The organism is Pseudoalteromonas sp. NCIMB 1079, assembly GCF_040567695.1.
Lineage (GTDB): Bacteria > Pseudomonadota > Gammaproteobacteria > Enterobacterales > Alteromonadaceae > Pseudoalteromonas > Pseudoalteromonas distincta.
Genome location: NZ_JBEWZA010000001.1, coordinates 3,007,939 through 3,028,615, shown reverse-complemented (window position 1 = coordinate 3,028,615; position 20,677 = coordinate 3,007,939). Strand labels below are relative to the sequence as shown.

Here is a 20,677-nt window from a genome sequence, read left to right as displayed (position 1 = left end):
CAAGCTCAAAATAAAAATAAATTAGCTTTCTAGGTCTGCTTTGTTAATTGTAATGACGCGTTGAGGGAATGGAATTTCAATATCAGCGTTATTAATTGCTTTATAAACACCACCGTTAATAGCCAGTTTGGTTTCGATAATTTTAGTAGTAGGCACCCAATATCGGTAGCTTATTGTAACACCGCTATCGGCGAAGCGTTCAATACCCACTTGTGATAACGGATTTTGTGCGACTAATTCATGTGCTTTAAGTACGTCTTCAATGAGGCTAATCGCGTTATCAGAGCATGCACTATAAGCTATATCTATTTCACCTTTGACCAATGAGTAACTAAATGAGTTATGAAGTATTTCACCCACTATGTGCTTATTTGGAATGGTGATTTCTACTTTTTCTTCATTGATTAAAATAGTGTAGCCAAGCTCAATTGTTTTAACTTGGCCGCTTACATTTTTAACTTCAATAGTATCACCAACAACAAAAGGTCGCGTGGCTATAATGGCAAGGCCTGCACCATAATTAGAAAGCATTCCTTGTAGTGCTAAACCTGCACCTAAAGACGCAGCACCAATGGCTGCTACAAATGGCGTAACGCTAATACCTATTTTGCCAAGTGCAATAATTATAACCATTACAATGAGCAGTACTTTTACCACGCTACTGACAAAGTTTGTGAGCGTAATATCAACGTTATGACGGGTCATTAACGCGGCTACAAATTTGGCAAGCTTTTGTGCTATCCACAAACCAATGAGGACGATAAAAATAGCGCCAACAATTTGCATACTGTAGGTAACCATATACTCAGTAAGCATGGTGTAATATTTTTCAAACTGTTCGATTTCAGAACTGATCATAAAGCGCTCTATGTTAGGGCTATGTTGTATTTTTCCAACTATAGCAAAATGTTGACTAAAAATGGATATAACAGCGGCACTATAATCGCTGTTAATAAAGCACTTAGTGCCATTGCAACTGATGAGTAAGCGCCTACTTTTGGATGCTCAGCAATAGCAGCAGCGGTCCCAATTGCATGGCAAGCTGTGCCCATGGCAACTCCTTGAGATTCGTGATTAAAAATATTAATGAGTTTAAAAAGCATAAAACCAAATAAAGCGCCTAGTAAACCAATAAAAATAACTAAAGCCGCAGCAAGTGAGCTAATCCCTCCTAACGAGTCGGTAACAATTAAAGATATTGGGGTCGTCACACTGAGTGCGGCAACAGATGCACTTAGCTGCGCTGGCGAATTAAATAATATGCTTAGCAAAAATGCCACAACGGTTGCGTTAACAATACCTAAGCTACATGTTGCGACTATGAGTAATAGATTTTTTCGTACGTGTGTAAACTGCTGATATAAAGGAAGCGCTAAAGCTACAATCGCGGGCTCTAATAACCAGCTTAGTAATTTGCTGTGCGTGGCAAATTGCGTATAAGGCAAGTTTAGATTAACGAGTAATAAAGCAATAATACTAATACTTAAAAATACGGGGTTGGTGAGCGATTTAAATACGCTGTTTTTTATACTTTGGTTTACGGCCCTTAGTGCTAAAAATAATACAATAATAAAAGGAATACTTAGCCACCATAAATTAGGCTGTAGCTCTGAAATAGCGGAAAAAGTAAAATTAGTCATTATTTTCTCTTCCCTTAAAGTACGCAATTACACTGCTAACAAGCAATAAAGTAGTTATAGGGACAAGCACCACAACTGATGCTAAAAATGCCCAGTGCGATTTTATAAGGCCGAGATGCTCAATAAATCCCACACCCGCTGGAATGAAAAAGATAGGCATAATATTTAAAATAGGGGAGGCGCATGGTTTTATATGTTGCTCTTTTACAATACCCGATAAGAGTAAAACTAATAAAATAACCATAGCGAGTAACGGTGCAGGAAAGCTTCCACCAATAAAGTGCATAATGAGTTTAGCGCAGGCTAAACATAGTAAAATAATAGCGCTACTGAGCAGATATTTCATCAAAGTGGCTCACAGAAAAGATAAGAGCTTAACTTTAACAAATCAAACTCTTTTATGCATTGTGCAATAGTCTACCATTGCTTTGTATTTGCGTAGGTTATATCCGCTTTTCCTTTTGCTTTAGCAATTGCTTTTTTAGTGTTTGGGTTTAGCAGTAAGCGAATTTGGCTGAAAGTTTCTTTAGCGAGTATTTTTCGTTGGTTTGGTTTATAGCTAAGTTGTGTAACACGTTTAATAGCAGCAAGCGTATCGGGTGAGCGCTCAAGTAATGTACTGAGCATGTTTTGAGTGGCTTGTTGAGTATCATCGGTAAGCTGAGTAACTAAACCTAGCTCATTTGCTTGTTGTGCTGTGATTGGTTTTGCGTGGCTTGCAAGCCAAAGGGCTTGGTCACGCTTAACTAAACCGCTCATCATTACATTGGCGCCCATATCGGGGCACAACCCCCAACGCGCTTCCATAATGGCAAGCTTGGCATCAACATGGACAATCCTGTAATCGGCACCCAGCGCTATTTGTAATCCACCCCCTAAGCAGTTGCCATCAATTTGTGCAATAACGGGCACGCTGAGTGATTGCCAGCCTAATACTACTTTTTGCGCTAAATTTTGATTGCCAGGTAACCATTTAAGCAATAATTTTATAATATTCAATGGTGCCGCCATTACGGCTGATATATCAAGCCCTGCACAAAAATGCTCGCCATCGCCTTTTATTACTACAGCACGAATACTGCGATCTCTTTTTATGTTTTTAATGGCTTTGTTTAGCTCTACAAACATTTCAAAGCTTAATGCGTTTTGTTTTTTTGCTCTGCTAAGCGTTACTGTTGCAATGCCATTTTGTTTTTTTAGTTTTATCATTACACACTCCTCTGACCTGTTAGTTGAGCTTATGTTGTTATAAGAATTAAGTAAAGTGACGGTATTTTTTAAATAAATGGAATTTATTGCTAAAGCTGTAGTCTTAAAGGGTTAGATTTAGATGAGAAAAAGCTAAACAATTAGAACTTGAGATAATAAAATTTTTTACGTTGTTATTTTAAGCTTAAATTAAAAAAGTAATCTTGATATTCAATGGGTTAGTTAAATTGTTATTTATTGTTTGAGTTGTATGCTGAATAAAGCATGACTCAGTTACAAAAAAGTCAGTGTTTTACGCTTTTTTTTATCAAAGTGATGATGAAATTTGATAATATAGCGCAACTTAAAAGCTTAAGGTTAAGCACATATGTCGGGTCCACGTTTATATACGGTAGAAGAAGCTACTCACCAAGCTTATGATATTTTTTTAGAGCTAGCGCCAAATAACTTGAGTGATAAAGATGTTGAAGACTTTAATGAGTTTAGAGAAGACCTAGGCTTTATTGAAGAAGACGAGCCAGACGATCAGTGGCAAGATTTTGTTGCCCTTGAGATAGAGCCAGAGCACTTTATTCAGGTGCTAGTTGGTTTAGAATTTGAAAATGATGATGTTTTGTTTGCTAAAATTTTGATTAGTCGTGATAAAGATGCTCCGTTTTGTCATATTTTATGGAAAGAGAGTGAATAAGCAATACCGCTTATTTTTATAATTGTGTGCAGAGAGAGTGTTGTGCGTAAGTATTTATTTTTAATTTTTTTAATAATTAGCTGCCCAAGTTGGGCTGTTGATCCATTTGAAGATTTTCATGAATATGGCAAGCTCTCTGATGAAGAAATTCATGAGTTACACAAAGGTGATATGCTTTACGGTGATACTGAATTTGGTTTTATTCTAAGTAAAGGTAACACCAATTCGACCAGTTTTAAGCTCAAAGGTAATTTATACCAAGATTTTGAAAAGTGGCGTAACCAATTCAAAATAGACTCTCTTTATAAGCGTGATGAGAACGATGAAAGCGGTGGCACTGATGTTACAGCTAATCGTATTTTTGTATCAGCGCAAGGTAACTATAAATTAGGTGTTAAAAACTCCTCATTTTTTATTTACGGTGATTACGAAGAAGATGAGTTTAGTGGACTTGATTTTAAAAGCACGGTGGCGACAGGCTATGGTGCGCGTGTATATCAAGGCTCTAAAAACAAAGTAGATATTGATATAGGACCTGGTTTATACCGTTCAGTCGCCGATGAGGATTCGGATGTGAGCGAAGATGAAATTGATAAAACCGGTTATTTAGTACGTGTTGCAATGCAGTGGGAACGTTTAGTTTCTAAGCGTACTCGTTTTAATCAAGATGTGAGTATAGAGCAGTCGCTTTCAGGTCTTAATTCTCGCTTAAAATCGGAAACCGCACTGATAAGCCAAGTGATTGGCGCGGTATCACTCAAATTTACCTACATGTATCGTTATAATTCAAAACCCGAAGATGATAAACTCAAGTTTGACTCAGAGCTGAGTGCTACATTGGTATACAGCTTTTAAGTATTTATTTAATTTAGAGAATATTATGTATCAGCATAAACAGTATGCGGTGTTTATCTTTTTTGTATTAGCGTGGATTGGCGGTTTTGTGGCGCTTGCGTGGAACTTGTTAGGCGCTGATGGACCTTTAATAATATTTACTGGGATTTTAGTGCTGGTGGGCTTTTTGTTCCATGGCCTAACAGTAAAAGTAGATGATAAGAATATTAGCTGGGCGTTTGGTCCAGGTGTTGCTGGGCAAAGTATTGAGCTTAGCGAAGTCGCAGAAGCAAAAGCAGTTCAAAACTCTTACAGGCACGGTATTGGTATGCGAATTACTCATGATGGTTGGGTGTATACAGTATCTGGCTTTAGTGCAATACAGTTAACGCTTAAAGATGGCACTTTGTATCGAGTTGGCACAAACGATCAAAAAGGTTTACTAGCCGCTTTAAAAGAAAAGAATGTATCAATCGCGCTGCCTAGTAAGGCAAAAACTGAAACAGTTAAGCGCAACAATATGATATAAAAAAAGCGCCTTAGGCGCTTTTTTTAATTGGTATAACAGTGTATTAGTGGTCGTGACCACACCCACCTTCACCATGTACATGTACATGACCATGAGTAAGTTCTTCTTCGGTTGCATCACGTACTTCTAGTATTTCCACATCAAAGTTAAGTGTTATGCCTGCAAGTGGGTTATTACCATCTACAATAACTTCTTCATCTTGGATATCGATGATCATTACTGATTGGTCACCATCGTCTGTTGATGCACGAAATTGCATGCCGACTTCAATTTCCATACCTTCAAACATCGACTTAGGTACAGCTTGCATTAGGTTATCGTGGCGTTCGCCATAACCTTCATCAGGTTCAACTTTTACGCTAAGTGTGTCGCCTGGTTGTTTGCCTTGCAAAGCATTTTCTAGGCCTGAAATTAAGTAGCCTGTGCCAATGATAAAGTGTAGTGGCTCACCACCGAACGAATTATCAATGCTATTGCCATCATTATCCATTACCGAATAATGCATTTTTACCACTTTGTTTGCCGCAACGATCATAGTCATTCCTATTTATTCATCTTCAAAAGAGTAGGGTAGAGGCAGAATGCTTAGCTCCACCTGAGGTGTGTGTTTTACACGAAGTACCTGAGTTACATCAGTATCGTTTGGCAACACAACAAGGCCGGTTAATTTTTTTGTTTGTTCATTAAAGCTTTGTGCAATAAGTTTACCCGCACGGCGCCAGTTTTCGCCTAATTGGGTTTCCAAATCAGGCTCTGAAAGTATCCCTTCGCTTTGACCTGAGACTATATACATTGCACGCTTATTTTTACCTAGGTACTTCATGCGAGCCACAGTTTCTTGACCGGTATAACACCCTTTTTTAAAGCTTATACCGCCAATAGCATGTAGGTTTACCATTTGAGGAACATACTCGCCAATTGCATCTGCACTTAACTGAGGTTCACCTGCAAGCATAGATGCTTGTTGCCAAGGAGCTTCGTTATCAAGTGTAGATACGTCATCAGGCATACTAAACTGACTATCAACCATTAATAAAACACGGTTATCAGCTAATTTTAGTGCTTTCCCGGTTTCAAAGTCACACGCGCTCGCATCACCTTCAAAGTTAATATCAAGTTGTGCGAGTACATCCGATAAATCATCACCAATGAGACCAATTAATCGCTTTGTGCATGCACTAATGTCAACTTTTGCAAATACGGCATACTTTTTTAGCTCAGCTAACGATTTTTCTACTTCATTTTCGCTGCCTGTAAGGTAGTAGCTGTCTTGATAAGAAAATAATTTAAATACGCCCCAAAGTTTACCTTTAGCGCTGCAATGGCCAGCCCACAAATAATTACTGCTGGTTAATTTATTTAGATCTTGAGTGATTTGCCCGTGTAAATAAGATAATTTATCAGCGCCTGAGAGGCTAATAAGTTGATGAGATAACGGACATGCATAAACGCTCGACATAAAAACCTTCTTTGCAATAGAAATGAAGTGACATAATAACGCAGTTGTTACGTATGGTACAGGCAAGCGCTTATTGGTGCGGGTTTATTGTTTAATAAGAGATTAATAGCTGCTAAATAGGCTTGTGTTTGTTAAACTTAAGTCAATTAAGTATGAGGTTTAAAATGGTTGAAATTCATAGTAAAGCACGTATTCGTTGGGCCTGTCGTCGTGGCATGTTAGAGCTAGATGTTTTGTTTATGCCGTTTGTAGAAGAAGCATACGACTCTTTAAACGCAGAGCAGCAAGCTATCTTTCAGCGTTTGCTCACAGAAGAAGATCCTGATTTATTTGCATGGTTTATGGGCCATCAAGAGTGTAAAGATGAGCAACTAAATAGCATGGTTCAGCTTATCTTAGACCGAGTTCGTGTATAGGTTTACGGTTACAAATAATAAAGCTGACCACAAACCTATTGTGGTCTTTTTTTGTATGCTCGGTTTAATATTATGCCTATTTTTAAGTTCAGTATTAGCCATTATTTTTTGCTTAGTAATGAATGTGACCGCTGGTTTTGTAGTTTGGCAAAAAGTGTTAGCGATTCATCCAACCGATGGCGTTATAATATTAGAGTCTAAGCTATTTAGGTTTGAGGGCGGGAGCTTAAAAATCCAGGGTGAAATTAGTAAAAAAAGCCGCTTTTATGGCAATAGCATTTGGCTGCATATTAAGGGTTTTAGTGACAACCATTGGCTAATAATTTCAGCCAATGGTGTTAACAAACAAAGCTATGCGCGTTTAAAACGTGCTACTTTAAGCGCGATTAGTTGCGCTGAGGAGTCAAAATAGTCGGTGTTGGGTTTTCATTTTGTTCTGGGTAATCAATAGTATAATGTAGGCCTCTGCTTTCTTTTCGCTCCATTGCACTTCTGATAATGAGTTCTGACACTTGTACTAAGTTACGAAGCTCAAGCAAGTTATTACTTACTCTAAAGTTTGCATAATAATCGTGTATTTCTTGCTGTAGTAACTCAACTCTATGCAGTGCACGTTCTAAGCGTTTAGTAGAGCGTACAATACCTACATAGTCCCACATAAATAAACGTAGTTCATGCCAGTTATGGGTAATAACTATTTCTTCATCAGAGTTACTAACACGGCTTTCATCCCAATGAGGTAGAGCCATTGGCTCTGGTGCTTGTTCAATTTTACTTAAAATATCTTTAGCTGCGGCGTGGGCAAACACAATACATTCTAATAGAGAATTACTTGCCATACGGTTTGCACCATGTAGGCCTGTGTAAGCGACTTCGCCAACTGCATATAAGTTATCGAGATCTGTTTTACCGTTAAAGTCGGTCATTACGCCACCACAAGTGTAATGTGCAGCAGGTACAACTGGGATTGCTTCTTTTGTTATATCAAGCCCTACACTTAGGCATTTTGCGTAAATAGTAGGAAAGTGCTCAATAATAAAGTCTTTATCTTTGTGGCTAATATCTAAATAAACACAATTAGCACCTAAACGCTTCATTTCAAAATCGATTGCGCGTGCCACTATATCGCGTGGAGCGAGTTCTTCACGGCTGTCAAAGTCTTTCATAAAACGAGTACCATCAGGTCGTTTTAAATAAGCCCCTTCACCGCGCATAGCTTCTGTAATTAAAAAGTTTTGTAGCTCTGGATGATAAAGGCTTGTTGGATGAAATTGATTAAACTCCATATTGGCAACTTTACAGCCAGCGCGCCATGCCATTGCAATGCCATCACCACTTGATACATCCGGGTTAGATGTATACAAATACACTTTGCTTGCGCCACCAGTGGCAAGGGCAACAAATTTAGCTGAAATGGTTTCTACCTTTTTAGCTTTTTTGTTCCACACATACATACCTTCAATATGTGAGCCTGTTTTTCCGGCGCTTTTATCTGTAATTAAATCAATGGCGTTGTATTGTTCTAGGAGCGTTATGTTCTTATGAATTTTAACTTGGCTAATAAGTGTGGTTTGCACCGCTTTACCAGTAGCATCGGCTGCATGCAAAATACGACGATGGCTGTGACCGCCTTCACGTGTTAAATGAAAACGCTCTTTTCCTTTGCTATCAAACTCCATATCAAAGGGAACACCTTGGTCGATTAACCACTGTAGGCAATCGTGGGCGTTGCTGGCAGTATAATGAACAGCGTCTCTGTCACATAAACCGCCGCCCGCATCGAGTGTATCTTCAACATGAGATTCTATGCTGTCGTTTTGTTTATCAAATACAGCTGCTATACCACCTTGAGCATATAAAGTAGAACCTTCTGTAAGCGCTCCTTTACTGATCACGGTAACGTTACAATAATTAGCGAGAGATAATGCAAGTGATAAGCCTGCTGCGCCGCTACCTATAATAGCGACATCTGCAATGTGATGTTTATTTTGGTTCATGTCAGAGGTACTTTGCGGTTACAATGCTCATATAGAGCAATATTTGTTTTTAATATCTGTAGTTGTACCATATTTGTCATACTACTACGTAGTGATTTTAAAGGCTTAGCGCCGTTATTTATCATCTATTTTATAAAAAAATAATATTAAGCAGAACTTTTTATTCATAAAGAGGTCAGAGTATTTGTGAACAATGACGACAATATGAATAACAAGCAAAAATCAGACATAGGAGTACCGGCTCGAATGAGCGAGCAGGAATTAGATTTAGTGCTAGTAAAAAGGGTCCAGCAAGGAGATAAAAACGCCTTCAACCTATTAGTAAAGAAGTATCAAAACAAAATTGCAGGTTTGATCTCACGTTATGTATCAAACCAAGGCGATATTGCTGATGTAGCACAAGAGGCTTTTATTAAAGCTTACCGTGCACTTCCTAACTTTAGAGGTGACAGCGCCTTTTACACGTGGTTATACCGTATTGCCGTTAATTGTGCTAAAAATTACTTAGTAGCCCAGGGGCGTAAGCCGCCAGCAAATGATATAGACGCCGAAGATGCCGAATTTTATGATTGTGCAGATTCAATGCGATCTAATGCATCTCCTGAAAACCTACTTTTAAGCGAAGAAGTACGCGCTGTTATTTTTAATACGATTGATAGTTTGCCTGAAGATCTTAAAACCGCAATCACCCTTAGAGAAATTGAAGGGATGAGCTATGAAGAAATAGCAGTGGTAATGGATTGCCCGGTCGGGACTGTGCGTTCGCGTATATTTCGTGCCCGTGAAGCAATAGATAACAAATTAAACCCATTAATAGGCGAGTCTTAGTATGACAAAAGCACACCTTAACAAGTTAGATAACGAAGCGTTATCGGCATTACTTGATGGCGAGCAACATCTGACTGATGCAAAAATTGCAGAGCAAGATGTAACTACGTTTGGCCGTTATGCGTTAATTGGTGATGCGATGCGTGCTCAAAAAAATAATAACGACATACATATTGATATTAGCGATCGCGTTGCATTAGCACTAGAAAGCGAGCCTGTTTATGCTGACTTTAGTCAGTCAAAAACACAGCCTCAAGCAATCACTGAAACAGTACAAGATAATAAAGTAGTGGCTTTTAATTGGCGTAAGCCAGTTGCTCAACTAGCAATTGCAGCCAGTGTGGCAATGTTTGCTATTGTAGGCGTTAATACGTTACCTCAAAGTAACAACGAGCAACAAAGCGAAATTCCATTACTACAAACCACACCGCTGACAGGTATGGCATCGCCAGTAAGTTACTCATCTGAGCCTGCGCTTGAAAATGCAGAGCAAGGTTTACGTGAATTACAGCAACAACGTATTGGTGCATTAGTTCTTGAGCATCAACGCCAAGCACGAGTTGCGAATTCTTTAGAAACAGCGCAAACTAATACCAAAGCGTCTGAGGAAAAAAACTAATTAAATGAAAGTAATCACTTTTGTTCTGTCGTTGGTAGTAAGCTTTAATGCATTTGCCAACGACACAAATCCTGCCAAAGATTTATTACTAAAAATGGCTAATGCCGTTCACACCCGTAATTTTGACGCTTCGTTTGTGGTTGTCAAAGGTAAAACAATGGAACCCTACCGATGGGTGCATGCTTTACAAGGTGACACAGAACTTGAGCATTTAAGTTTACTTAACGGTGCTGGGCTTGAAATGGTCCGTATTGACAACCAAGTTACTTATTTTGAACCTCAGTCAGAACCATATTCTCTAAAAACAGATTCAATAGCTGGTCCAATTCCTGAAGTACTTTTTAAAGATATAGATCGCTTAAGCGCGCACTATGATTTTGTACTAGGTGGTAAAGGTCGTATTGCAGGGCGTGCTGCACAACTAGTTCGCATAGAATCTAAAGACGAGTATAAATATAATTATTGGATTTGGCTGGATATGGAATCGTCGTTGTTACTAAAAGCCGCTTACGTTAACCACGAAGGTGAAGCTTTAGAGCAGTTACAGCTTACTCATATTAGTGTGACAGAGCAGCCAGCAGGTATGTTACTTGAAGTGCTCAATCGAAACTTTCCAACGCCGTTACCAAACGATGCACTTGTAAATGAAGATAGTACTGCTACTAATTGGCAAATCAGTTGGTTACCAGATGGCTTTGAATTACTAAAATCAGACAGACATAAGCTCGATTTAAATAACGAATTAACAGACTATTACTTGTTCTCTGATGGTTTTGTTGAAATTTCGGTATTTATTCAGCGTCCATTGCCGGGTAAGCGTTTAAGTGGTGCACTAACCTCTGGTGCAACGACAGTATATGTGCATAATGGCGGTAATTTTGATGTATCGGTTGTTGGTAATGTACCGAGTATGACCGCAAAAGCGATTGCTGAGTCAGTTACCCGCGCATTATAAACGATTCGTAAGGATTGTTATGATTGAACAAACCCTCACTGTTGTGGCCCTCGATGGCCACATTGCTCATTTAGAAGCGCAACAAAAACAAGCATGTGAAGGCTGCAATGGTCGTTGCGGCTCACAAGTGTTTGGTAAGCTGTTTGGCACTGCAAAAAAAACCTTCCCTTATAAATTTGAATCCTCTGTTGAAGTAGGACAAAAGGTAACCTTGTCACTTGACGATAGTCACGTCGTTAAGCATGCATTTGCGGTATACATGCTTCCGCTCCTTCTAAGTTTAGTTTTTGCACTGATTGCAGCGCAATTGTTTATGGCTTCCGAAGCTTGGCAAATTTTAGCTGCAGCTTTAGGTGGTGTTACTGGCTTTTTTATAGCTAAAACTCGCGTGAGATCGCTAAAGCACGATATAAAAGTTATAAAAATTCACCCAATTAGTATCCCTTTAACTCAAATAGATGGTGATTGACGCCAATTAAATGTAAAATTGCCGTTTTATACCAAAGTAACTTGGAAATACAGGGAATAGTGGTTTTTAAAATTATTTTATCTAGTTGGGTTATTTAAGTTAAGAAAGCATAACTTATTGTTATTTAATAAATAAAATAATTGTAACCGATCTTAAAAAGCGTGAGTGAAGTCTGTAACTTACAAACTGAGCTTATGGCATCCTAAAGTAAGTATTTTCAAGTCACTTAGGTATTCATATTTAGTCCATTAAAATAGAAGTATAGAATCCAGTTTATGAAGCATATCCGTAATTTTTCGATCATCGCCCATATTGACCATGGTAAATCGACCCTTTCAGATCGTTTGATCCAAGTTTGTGGCGGTTTAACCGACCGTGAAATGCAAAAACAAGTTTTGGATTCAATGGATATTGAGCGCGAACGTGGTATTACCATTAAAGCGCAAAGTGTAACGTTGAATTACAAAGCGAACGATGGCGAAACTTATCAACTTAATTTCATCGATACTCCAGGGCACGTTGATTTTACGTATGAAGTATCGCGTTCTTTAGCCGCATGTGAAGGTGCGCTACTCGTTGTTGATGCAGGCCAAGGCGTTGAAGCACAAACATTAGCTAACTGTTACACCGCTATTGAAATGGAATTAGAAGTAATTCCAGTACTTAACAAAATCGATTTACCGCAAGCAGATCCTTTGCGCGTTGCAGAAGAAATTGAAGAAATTATTGGTATTGATGCCCTTGATGCAGTGCAATGTAGCGCTAAAACGGGTGTAGGTATTGCCGAAGTACTCGAAATGATTGTTAGAGATGTTCCGCCGCCAGTAGGCGACAAAGACGCACCTCTACAAGCGCTTATTATCGATTCTTGGTTTGACCCATACCAAGGTGTTGTATCACTTGTGCGTATTAAGCACGGTGAATTACGCACAGGCGACAAAATAAAAATAATGTCGAACGAGCATATACATACTGCTGACCAAGTAGGTGTATTTACGCCTAAACAAACCAACACCGGTATTTTAAGAACAGGTGAAGTAGGGTTTGTTATTGCTGGCATTAAAGAGATACATGGTGCGCCAGTTGGCGATACTATTACTCATCAAAAAAATGCTGCTCCACTTCGTTTACCTGGTTTTCAAAAAATTAAGCCACAGGTTTATGCAGGTATGTTTCCAATTGCATCAGATGAGTATGAATCGTTCCGTGATGCACTTAATAAATTAAGCTTAAACGATGCGTCGTTATTCTTTGAACCAGAGAATTCAACTGCACTAGGTTTTGGTTTCCGCTGTGGCTTTTTAGGTATGCTACACATGGAAATCATCCAAGAGCGTTTAGAGCGTGAATACGATATTGATTTAATTACAACGGCACCTACGGTAATCTATGAGATAGTTACTAAAGAAGGTACATTCCAGATTGATAACCCGTCTGATTTACCTGCAGTAAACGATATTGTAGAAATTCGTGAGCCGATTGTTGAAGCTAATATTTTGGTACCACAAGAATACTTAGGTAATGTTATTACTTTGTGTATTGAAAAACGCGGTAGCCAAACAAAAATGACCTATCACGGAAAGCAAGTAGCTGTTACGTACGAGCTACCTATGGCTGAAGTGGTAATGGACTTTTTTGATAAATTAAAATCAACAAGCCGTGGTTTTGCATCGCTTGATTATAACTTTAAACACTTTCAAACATCAGATATGGTGCGTGTTGATATTTTAATCAATAGTGAGCGTGTTGATGCACTTGCGATTATTGTTCATAGAGATGGTGCGCAGTCTCGTGGTCGCCAGTTAGCTGATGCATTAAAAGAGCTTATTCCACGTCAAATGTTTGATATTGCGATTCAAGCAGCGATTGGACAACACGTTATTGCACGTACTACGGTAAAACAGTTACGTAAAAACGTAATTGCTAAGTGTTATGGTGGCGATGTGAGTCGTAAGAAAAAGCTACTTAAAAAGCAAAAAGATGGTAAAAAACGTATGAAGCAAGTAGGTAATGTTGAAGTGCCTCAAGAAGCGTTTTTAGCTATTTTAAAAGTTGGTAAATAAAAACAAAGGATTATAAATGGCTGGTTATTTTTCAGTTTTATTGGTGCTATTAACCTTAGGCTCAGGCTTAATATGGTTAATAGATCACTTAATGTATGCACCTAAAAGACAGGAGCGTTTAGCGATAGCGCAAACGTCTGCTGGAGCTCCGTTAGATGAAGAAACTGCGGCATTAATTGCACCAGAACCAGTACTAACAGAAACAGCAAAGTCGATTTTTCCGATGATTGCAGCAATTACTATTTTTAGATCATTTATTTTTGAACCGTTTCAAATTCCATCTGGTTCAATGATGCCTACACTGTTAGTAGGTGACTTTATTTTAGTACAAAAGTATTCATATGGAATAAAAGACCCAGTTTGGCGTACTCAATTAGTTGATATTGGTGAACCTGAACGTGGTGATATTGTTGTTTTTAAATACCCTTTAGATGAAAGTGTTGACTATATTAAACGTACGATTGGTTTACCTGGCGATAAAATTGTTTATCGTGATAAACGTTTATATATTCAACCAAACTGTAAAGAAGGCGAAACCCAACAGGGTGAGCTTTTATGTAATGAATTCAATAAAATTGATTTTAAACTAATTAATGATAACGAATTTAAACAAGGCCCAATGCCTCTAGCTCGTGTGAATGAAAATTTAACAACAGTTACGCATGATATATTAATCAACCCACAAGCGCCTGAGAGAAAAGGGCGTTACTATCAGCAACCGGGCACACCTTCTGATGAATGGACTGTTCCTGCTGATCATTATTTTATGATGGGTGATAACCGCGACAACAGCCAAGATGGTCGCTTTTGGGGCTTTGTACCAAAAGAAAACTTGGTGGGTAAAGCTGTCTTTATATGGATGAGTTTTGAATTTGAGAATGGCCCTGATGATATTTTACCAGGATGGGTTCCAACTGGTGTTCGCTTTGAACGCCTAGGTAATATTCAGTAACGATGAAAAAAAATGTAACAGAATTATATAAAAAAATTGGCTATGAATTCGCTGATCAAGGTTTACTTGAGCAAGCAATGACGCACCGCAGCCACAAAGGCCAACATAATGAGCGACTAGAATTTTTAGGCGACTCAATTTTAAGCTTTGTGATTGCCAATGCACTTTATGCCAAATTTCCTAAAGCGCGTGAAGGCGATTTAAGCCGCATGCGTTCAACACTTGTGCGTGGTCAAACACTTGCCGAGTTTGGTCTTGAATTTGGTCTAGGCGATTATTTACGCCTAGGGCCGGGTGAGCTTAAAAGTGGCGGATTCCGTCGCGAGTCAACGCTTGCTGATGCAGTAGAAGCTATTATAGGCGCTGCATTTTTAGATTCAGGTATCGACAGTTGTGGCGACCTTATATTGGCGTGGTACCAATCACGTTTGGATGCTATTTCACCAGGGCTTAACCAGAAAGATCCTAAAACCCTGCTGCAAGAGTATTTGCAAGCTCGTAAATTATCGTTACCGGGCTACACGGTTGTTGATACTAAAGGCCAAGCACACAATCAAACATTCACGGTCGAATGTATTGTTGATGGAATGGATAGCATAATTTCTGTTGGTAGCTCGCGCCGTAAGGCCGAACAAAAAGCTGCCGAAAAAGCATTGAAGATACTTAAAAATGAACCTTGATACCTTAATACAACCTCATGAACGTGATGTAGATACATTTTGTGGAATGGTGGCGATTGTCGGTCGACCAAACGTAGGTAAATCGACTTTGCTTAATGAAATCATTGAGCAAAAAGTGAGTATTACCTCACGTAAACCACAAACTACACGTCACCGTATTATGGGTATTCATACTGTAGATAAACACCAAGCGGTATACATAGATACACCGGGTCTACACGTTGAAGAAAAGCGTGCTATTAACCGTCTAATGAACCGAGCAGCGTCTAGTTCTATTGGCGATGTGGAACTTATTATTTTTGTTGTTGAAGGCACTCATTGGAATGCTGATGACGATATGGTACTTAATAAAGTATCACAAAGTGGTAAGCCTGTATTATTAGTAATTAATAAAATTGACCAAGTTAAAGACCGTGATCTTGTATTGCCTCATATGAAGTGGTTAAGTGACAAGTTTGATTTTGTTGGAATTATGCCAGTATCGGCAACGCAAGGTAAAAACGTTGATTTAATCAAAGAAGAAGTAACTAAGCGCTTACCTCCTTGCGAATTTTACTTTCCTGAAGATTACGTAACTGACCGTTCGATGCGCTTTATGGCAGCTGAAGTTATCCGTGAAAAGCTAATGCGTTTTATGGGTGAAGAACTACCGTATTCTGTGACTGTTGAAATTGAGCAGTTTAAATGGCAAGACAACGGTATTTGGCACATAAATGGGTTAATTCTTGTTGAGCGCGAAACACAAAAACGCATGGTTATTGGTAATAAAGGCGAAAAGCTAAAAACCATTGGCCGTGAAGCCCGTAAAGACATAGAAGAAATGCTTGATAACAAAGTGTTTTTAGAACTTTGGGTTAAAGTTAAGTCGGGTTGGGCTGATGATGAGCGTGCACTAAGAAGCTTAGGTTACAGTGAAGACTAAACCAAGCAGTAGCTTAGTGAATGGATAGCGACTTCTACACTGCGTATTTATTACATCGGCGTCCTTATAGTGACTCCCAAGTAATGTTAGATATGCTTGTAGAAGGCGTTGGTCAGTTAAGAATGCTGGCCCGAATTAGTGGTCGCCAGGCCACTAAGCATAAAGCACAACTTCAGCCGTTTCAGGCACTCCTTGTTAATTACAGTGGCAAGTACGATTTAAAATACATCAATAAGTTTGAACTGCATGGTAATTCGCACTTTTTAAAAGGTGATGAGCTTTATTGTGGTTTTTATTTAAATGAGCTGACTAACCGCATCGTTCCTGTTAATGAGCCAATTGAACAAGTATTTGAGCTATATAAATCCCACCTAGGAAATCTAAACAGCGGAGCTAATTTACAAGAAGTACTTCGCTCGTACGAATTTCAATTATTGGAATTACTCGGTTATGGTGTGGATTTTAGTTTTGATGCCAATGGTGAACCAATTGATGAAAAGCAGACGTATAGTTATTTCCCCGAACTTGGTTTTTTAGTACAAGAAGATACGCGTTCTGGATTTAGTGGCAAACAACTCAACGCCATAGCAAATCATGACTTTAGCCAAAGTGATGTGCTATATATGGCAAAGCAATTAAGCCGCTATTTATTAAAACCCTTATTAGGTAGTAAACCATTAAAAAGCCGTGAGCTATTTATGGCCTCTCAATAAACGTAATTTTACAGGTAAGAAAATGAAAGATATTCTTTTGGGTGTAAACGTAGATCATATTGCAACACTTCGCCAAGCGCGTGGAACAAGTTACCCAGATCCAGCTCATGCAGCAAGTGTAGCAGAGCATGCAGGCGCAGACGGTATTACGATTCACTTACGTGAAGACAGACGCCATATTCAAGATCGCGACGTTTATGTGATGGCTAAAACTATCCAAACTCGCATGAATCTTGAAACCGCTGTTACCGATGAAATGATACAGATAGCGCTTGAAGTAAAACCCGAGTATGTGTGTCTAGTGCCTGAAAAACGTGAAGAACTAACCACCGAAGGCGGCTTAGATGTAGCGGGTAATATAGATAAAATTAAAGCCGCAACAAAAACGCTTACCGATGCGGGTATTAAAGTATCGCTATTTATTGATGCAGATAAAGCACAATTAGATGCAGCTAAAGAATGTGGTGCTCCTTATGTAGAAATACACACAGGCGCGTATGCTGATGCAACAAATGATACTGATTTACACAAAGAGTTAGAGCATATTCGTGAAGGTGTTAAATACGCAGCAAGCTTAGGTTTGATTGTTAACGCTGGCCATGGCCTTCATTATCATAACGTTAAGCCCATTGCCGCGATGCCTGAGATTTACGAGCTAAATATTGGCCACGCTATTATTGCTCGTGCAGCGATAGATGGACTCGATAAAGCCGTACGCGACATGAAACGATTAATGATTGAAGCAAGAATGTAATACGAACTTACATAAGTATTTAAATAGCTTAATTAAAAACGCGGTAAATACCGCGTTTTTTTGTATCTAAAATAAAACCTTACCTTTGCAGTTCGGTCACACTTGCATCTGCAAGTAGGTTTTCAAGCTCGTCCTGTAACTCAAATAATTCAGGTTCAATATTCTCTAACAAGCATTTATTTTTAAGTGATGTTTCAATTGTTTCTGCGAGTGATTTAAGTTTAGGTACACCCGTGTAGCAACATGCGCCATGAAACTTGTGGACAATACTTAAGACTTGCTGACAATCGTTACCCTCTATCGCTTTAGCAAGCAATGTAAGAGTTTCAGGGACGCTTAGAAGTAGCATATTAAGCATCTCTAGCGCTAACTCGCTCTTTCCGCCAGCACGCTGCAGCGCTTGTGCCCAATCAATTCGACTACTTTGAAATGGTGCAGGGCTTTGCGGTGTATCTGTTTTTGTTTTATCACGATTAACCGGGGTCTGTGGACTATGGTCGCTAATAATTTGTTTAAGCATATCTTCATCAATAGGCTTAGTTAAATAGCCTTTAAAGCCATCTTTTAGTAGTTGCTCTTTTTCGCTTTGAAGGGCGTGAGCCGTTACAGCGATAATGGGTGTATCTTCATTAAGTGATGATTCTTGTATAAGCTTACATGCGGTTATACCGTCCATAATTGGCATTTGTATATCCATAAAAATTATGTCGTATTTATGACTTTTACTTAAGCTGTATGCTTGTGAACCATTATGAGCCGTTTCTATTACTTCAATCTGTTCACTTAATAAAGTATGGAGAAGTTTTAAATTGGCATCGTTATCATCAACAACCAATACTTTTAACGCCAGCAAAGCTTGATCGTTTTGTTCAATATTATGAGTCGGGTGGTCAAGTCTGTAAGGTGCGGCAAGTACTTCACATAACTTACGGTGATTAAGTGGTTTACTTAAACATGCATCAGCTCCGCTGCCTATAAAGGCTTCTCGCATATTGTGCGATACAGTATTAAGCATTAAATATAAGTAATCAGTAGATTCACGCACGGCTTTTACATAGCTTTTTAGTTGCTGCATATCATCAACTGATGCCATATGGCCAATTAAGCAAACGTCATATTTATGTTCAGTATTTTTTATAGCGTCTAAAAAGCTAGTTTCGTTAAAGCATGCCGTAACGTTTGATTCCCACTGGGTTAATAACGAAAGTACGGCATGGTGCGTATGCTCATGTGGCTCTAAATATAAGATACGCTTACCAATGAGCGATTTAGTCGGTAAGTCATTTGTAAATACGTGATTTGGCAAACTAAACACACTATTGAATGTAAAGCAGGTACCGTTACCAGGCGCAGAATTTAACGTTATACGACCACTCATTGCTTCAACAATATGCTTGGTAATAATAAGACCAAGGCCTGTACCACCAAACTTACGTGTAATGCTTGAGTCTGCTTGCCCAAATGGAGTGAATAAAGAGTCTTGCTTATCCATAGGTATACCCACGCCAGTATCTGTTACTGACACAAGTAAAGAAGTGCGTTCGTCGTCAAGTAACCGATGGCTTATGTCGACCTTAATAGAGCCTTTTTCGGTAAATTTAATCGCATTACTTAATAGGTTTATTAAGACTTGTTTAAAGCGAGTGGGATCGCCTGTTAAGTCATCCGGTACTTGTTGGTTAATGTAAATGGATAGCTCTAATTGCTTATCGTGTGCGCTAGGAGCGAGTAGTGTCATTACTTCATTTACAGCATCACGAAGTTGAAACTGTATCGACTCAAGCTCCATTGCACCTGCTTCTAGTTTTGAGAAGTCTAGAATGTCGCTAATAATAGTCATTAAACTATTTGCTGAGAGCATAATAGTGTCGAGGTAATCTTTTTGATGTTTATTCAGCGGTGTTTTATAAAGCTGGCGTGTAAACCCAATAACACCGTTTAACGGAGTACGAAGCTCGTGACTCATTTTAGCTAAAAAGTCTGATTTTACACGGTTAGCATCTTGCGCTTCTTTTTTAGCAAACGAGAGCTCTATATTTGACGTTTCGTATTGCTCTAGTGTTTCGCGGTAGTCGCTTGTTGCTTGATCAATATTTTTTTGCATTTCATCTTTTTGCTTCATCATAGTGTGAGCAATGGTGTTTAAGCCTTCTCGAAGTAACTCAAACTCACCAATCATGTTGTCGTTAAGGCCAGTACTTCTTTTACCTTCAACTAACTTGTCGGTTGCAAGTACTAACTTATTAAGCGGCGTCATAAACATGCGGCTTAACCTTAAAGCTAAAATAGCTGCAAACACCAATGATAAAATAATCACAATACCGCTAATTAATAAAGCTCGTTGTTGCCCTATAACAGCTTGGTCTTTGTTTAGCTGTATAATAACGGTGCCCAGAGATGACTGAAAAGCCGACGGGTCCCATTTAGAATCGTGACTTGTATGGTTAATAATGGGGGTGAAAAATGTAACAAGCTCATCTGACTTTTGCACATGGGTGGTTTTTAAATTTATGAGCGTTTTTTGACTAATTAACTTTTCAAATGAGCGGTGATAATTACTGGTCATTAATAGCGCATTATTTTTATCAAAAATTGCAATCGACTTAATTGTAGGGGAGTGCTTGTTATGTGTGTAGCTTATAAGGCGATTCAATAGCTGTTTGTTTTTTTCGAGCATGGGTTGCTCAAGCGCAATAGCAAGGGGCTCAGAAATAGTAGTGCCTTGCTGATATAAAATTTCATCAAGCTCAATGTAACGATTTATTGTAAAATAGCCACCAAGTAGTAATCCTATGATCACCGTTGGGATCAGGGTCAGTGTTAAAACAGAATCGCGTAAGCCTAATTTGGTCATAATGAGAGCGTTTTATCGTTATTAGTATGACTTGAGTATATACGGTTCAACACGCATTCTAAAGCATCTAAATATAGGTGCTTCATAAATAAAGTT

Annotated in this window: 23 protein-coding genes; 15 read left to right on the top strand and 8 right to left on the bottom strand. The window is 38.8% G+C overall.

Annotation, left to right across the window (positions count from 1 at the left end; all coding sequences use genetic code 11):
* Positions 1-21: 21 nt before the first annotated feature.
* The 4 genes from ABX891_RS14080 to ABX891_RS14065 form a co-directional block, all read right to left on the bottom strand.
* Positions 22-858 (bottom strand): mechanosensitive ion channel family protein, encoded by an 837-nt coding sequence (locus tag ABX891_RS14080; RefSeq protein ID WP_002958733.1) that lies wholly within the window; start codon positions 856-858, stop codon positions 22-24.
* A 38-nt stretch (positions 859-896) separates the two neighbouring features.
* Positions 897-1,640 carry an LrgB family protein gene (locus ABX891_RS14075; protein ID WP_278381385.1) on the bottom strand — a complete coding sequence of 248 codons (744 nt, stop codon included), beginning with the start codon at positions 1,638-1,640 and terminating at the stop codon, positions 897-899.
* The gene (locus tag ABX891_RS14070; protein ID WP_002958731.1) at positions 1,633-1,986 is read right to left on the bottom strand and encodes a CidA/LrgA family protein; all 354 of its coding nucleotides are present in this window, start codon (positions 1,984-1,986) and stop codon (positions 1,633-1,635) included. The genes ABX891_RS14075 and ABX891_RS14070 overlap by 8 nt, the downstream gene beginning before the upstream one ends.
* Before the next feature lie 71 nt (positions 1,987-2,057).
* Positions 2,058-2,849 carry a crotonase/enoyl-CoA hydratase family protein gene (locus ABX891_RS14065; RefSeq protein ID WP_354629752.1) on the bottom strand — a complete coding sequence of 264 codons (792 nt, stop codon included), beginning with the start codon at positions 2,847-2,849 and terminating at the stop codon, positions 2,058-2,060.
* 367 nt (positions 2,850-3,216) lie between these two features.
* Between ABX891_RS14065 and ABX891_RS14060 the strand changes: the two genes are divergently transcribed.
* The 3 genes from ABX891_RS14060 to ABX891_RS14050 are packed head-to-tail and all read left to right on the top strand — an operon-like array spanning position 3,217 to position 4,900.
* Positions 3,217-3,537, top strand: a complete 321-nt coding sequence (locus ABX891_RS14060; protein ID WP_002958729.1) for an HI1450 family dsDNA-mimic protein — start codon at positions 3,217-3,219, stop codon at positions 3,535-3,537.
* 42 nt (positions 3,538-3,579) lie between these two features.
* Positions 3,580-4,392, top strand: a complete 813-nt coding sequence (locus tag ABX891_RS14055) for a DUF481 domain-containing protein (RefSeq protein WP_354629751.1) — start codon at positions 3,580-3,582, stop codon at positions 4,390-4,392.
* A gap of 25 nt (positions 4,393-4,417) precedes the next feature.
* A complete protein-coding gene (locus ABX891_RS14050) occupies positions 4,418-4,900 on the top strand; it encodes a hypothetical protein (protein ID WP_354629750.1) in 483 nt (160 codons plus the stop codon).
* Positions 4,901-4,943: 43 nt separating this feature from the next.
* Here the strand turns inward: ABX891_RS14050 and ABX891_RS14045 are convergent, their stop codons facing one another.
* Both ABX891_RS14045 and ygfZ read right to left on the bottom strand, forming a co-directional pair.
* Positions 4,944-5,435, bottom strand: a complete 492-nt coding sequence (locus ABX891_RS14045) for an FKBP-type peptidyl-prolyl cis-trans isomerase (RefSeq protein ID WP_354629749.1) — start codon at positions 5,433-5,435, stop codon at positions 4,944-4,946.
* 12 nt (positions 5,436-5,447) lie between these two features.
* Positions 5,448-6,359, bottom strand: a complete 912-nt coding sequence (gene ygfZ / locus ABX891_RS14040) for a CAF17-like 4Fe-4S cluster assembly/insertion protein YgfZ (RefSeq protein WP_354629748.1) — start codon at positions 6,357-6,359, stop codon at positions 5,448-5,450.
* A gap of 164 nt (positions 6,360-6,523) precedes the next feature.
* On the opposite strand from ygfZ, the gene ABX891_RS14035 reads away from it, so the two are divergent.
* The gene (locus ABX891_RS14035; RefSeq protein WP_024598759.1) at positions 6,524-6,775 is read left to right on the top strand and encodes an FAD assembly factor SdhE; all 252 of its coding nucleotides are present in this window, start codon (positions 6,524-6,526) and stop codon (positions 6,773-6,775) included.
* Between the two features lie 55 nt (positions 6,776-6,830).
* Positions 6,831-7,187 (top strand): hypothetical protein, encoded by a 357-nt coding sequence (locus ABX891_RS14030; RefSeq protein ID WP_354629747.1) that lies wholly within the window; start codon positions 6,831-6,833, stop codon positions 7,185-7,187.
* On the opposite strand, the gene nadB is transcribed toward ABX891_RS14030, so the two are convergent.
* A complete protein-coding gene (gene nadB / locus ABX891_RS14025) occupies positions 7,162-8,772 on the bottom strand; it encodes an L-aspartate oxidase (protein WP_024598757.1) in 1,611 nt (536 codons plus the stop codon). The two genes, ABX891_RS14030 and nadB, sit on opposite strands and share 26 nt — an antisense overlap.
* Before the next feature lie 246 nt (positions 8,773-9,018).
* Between nadB and rpoE the strand changes: the two genes are divergently transcribed.
* The 10 genes from rpoE to pdxJ all read left to right on the top strand — a co-directional run bounded on the left by rpoE (position 9,019) and on the right by pdxJ (position 17,727).
* Complete coding sequence (rpoE, locus tag ABX891_RS14020) at positions 9,019-9,600, top strand: RNA polymerase sigma factor RpoE (protein WP_002958721.1); 582 nt, start codon at positions 9,019-9,021, stop codon at positions 9,598-9,600.
* Between the two features lies 1 nt (position 9,601).
* Complete coding sequence (locus ABX891_RS14015; protein WP_007581717.1) at positions 9,602-10,219, top strand: sigma-E factor negative regulatory protein; 618 nt, start codon at positions 9,602-9,604, stop codon at positions 10,217-10,219.
* Positions 10,220-10,223: 4 nt separating this feature from the next.
* Positions 10,224-11,174 (top strand): MucB/RseB C-terminal domain-containing protein, encoded by a 951-nt coding sequence (locus ABX891_RS14010; RefSeq protein ID WP_024598755.1) that lies wholly within the window; start codon positions 10,224-10,226, stop codon positions 11,172-11,174.
* A 19-nt stretch (positions 11,175-11,193) separates the two neighbouring features.
* Positions 11,194-11,643, top strand: coding sequence for a SoxR reducing system RseC family protein (locus ABX891_RS14005; protein WP_024598754.1), 450 nt, complete (start codon positions 11,194-11,196; stop codon positions 11,641-11,643).
* 275 nt (positions 11,644-11,918) lie between these two features.
* Positions 11,919-13,706 carry a translation elongation factor 4 gene (lepA, locus tag ABX891_RS14000; RefSeq protein ID WP_008134818.1) on the top strand — a complete coding sequence of 596 codons (1,788 nt, stop codon included), beginning with the start codon at positions 11,919-11,921 and terminating at the stop codon, positions 13,704-13,706.
* A gap of 16 nt (positions 13,707-13,722) precedes the next feature.
* The gene (gene lepB / locus ABX891_RS13995) at positions 13,723-14,658 is read left to right on the top strand and encodes a signal peptidase I (protein ID WP_007581726.1); all 936 of its coding nucleotides are present in this window, start codon (positions 13,723-13,725) and stop codon (positions 14,656-14,658) included.
* A 2-nt stretch (positions 14,659-14,660) separates the two neighbouring features.
* Positions 14,661-15,338, top strand: a complete 678-nt coding sequence (gene rnc, locus ABX891_RS13990) for a ribonuclease III (protein ID WP_024598752.1) — start codon at positions 14,661-14,663, stop codon at positions 15,336-15,338.
* Complete coding sequence (gene era, locus ABX891_RS13985) at positions 15,328-16,260, top strand: GTPase Era (RefSeq protein WP_024598751.1); 933 nt, start codon at positions 15,328-15,330, stop codon at positions 16,258-16,260. The genes rnc and era overlap by 11 nt, the downstream gene beginning before the upstream one ends.
* A 20-nt stretch (positions 16,261-16,280) precedes the next feature.
* On the top strand, positions 16,281-16,973 hold the full coding sequence (recO, locus tag ABX891_RS13980) for a DNA repair protein RecO (protein WP_024598750.1): 693 nt from the start codon (positions 16,281-16,283) through the stop codon (positions 16,971-16,973).
* Between the two features lie 22 nt (positions 16,974-16,995).
* A complete protein-coding gene (gene pdxJ / locus ABX891_RS13975; protein ID WP_007581734.1) occupies positions 16,996-17,727 on the top strand; it encodes a pyridoxine 5'-phosphate synthase in 732 nt (243 codons plus the stop codon).
* A 79-nt stretch (positions 17,728-17,806) separates the two neighbouring features.
* On the opposite strand, the gene barA is transcribed toward pdxJ, so the two are convergent.
* Positions 17,807-20,581, bottom strand: a complete 2,775-nt coding sequence (gene barA, locus ABX891_RS13970) for a two-component sensor histidine kinase BarA (protein ID WP_354629746.1) — start codon at positions 20,579-20,581, stop codon at positions 17,807-17,809.
* Between the last annotated feature and the right edge of the window lie 96 nt (positions 20,582-20,677).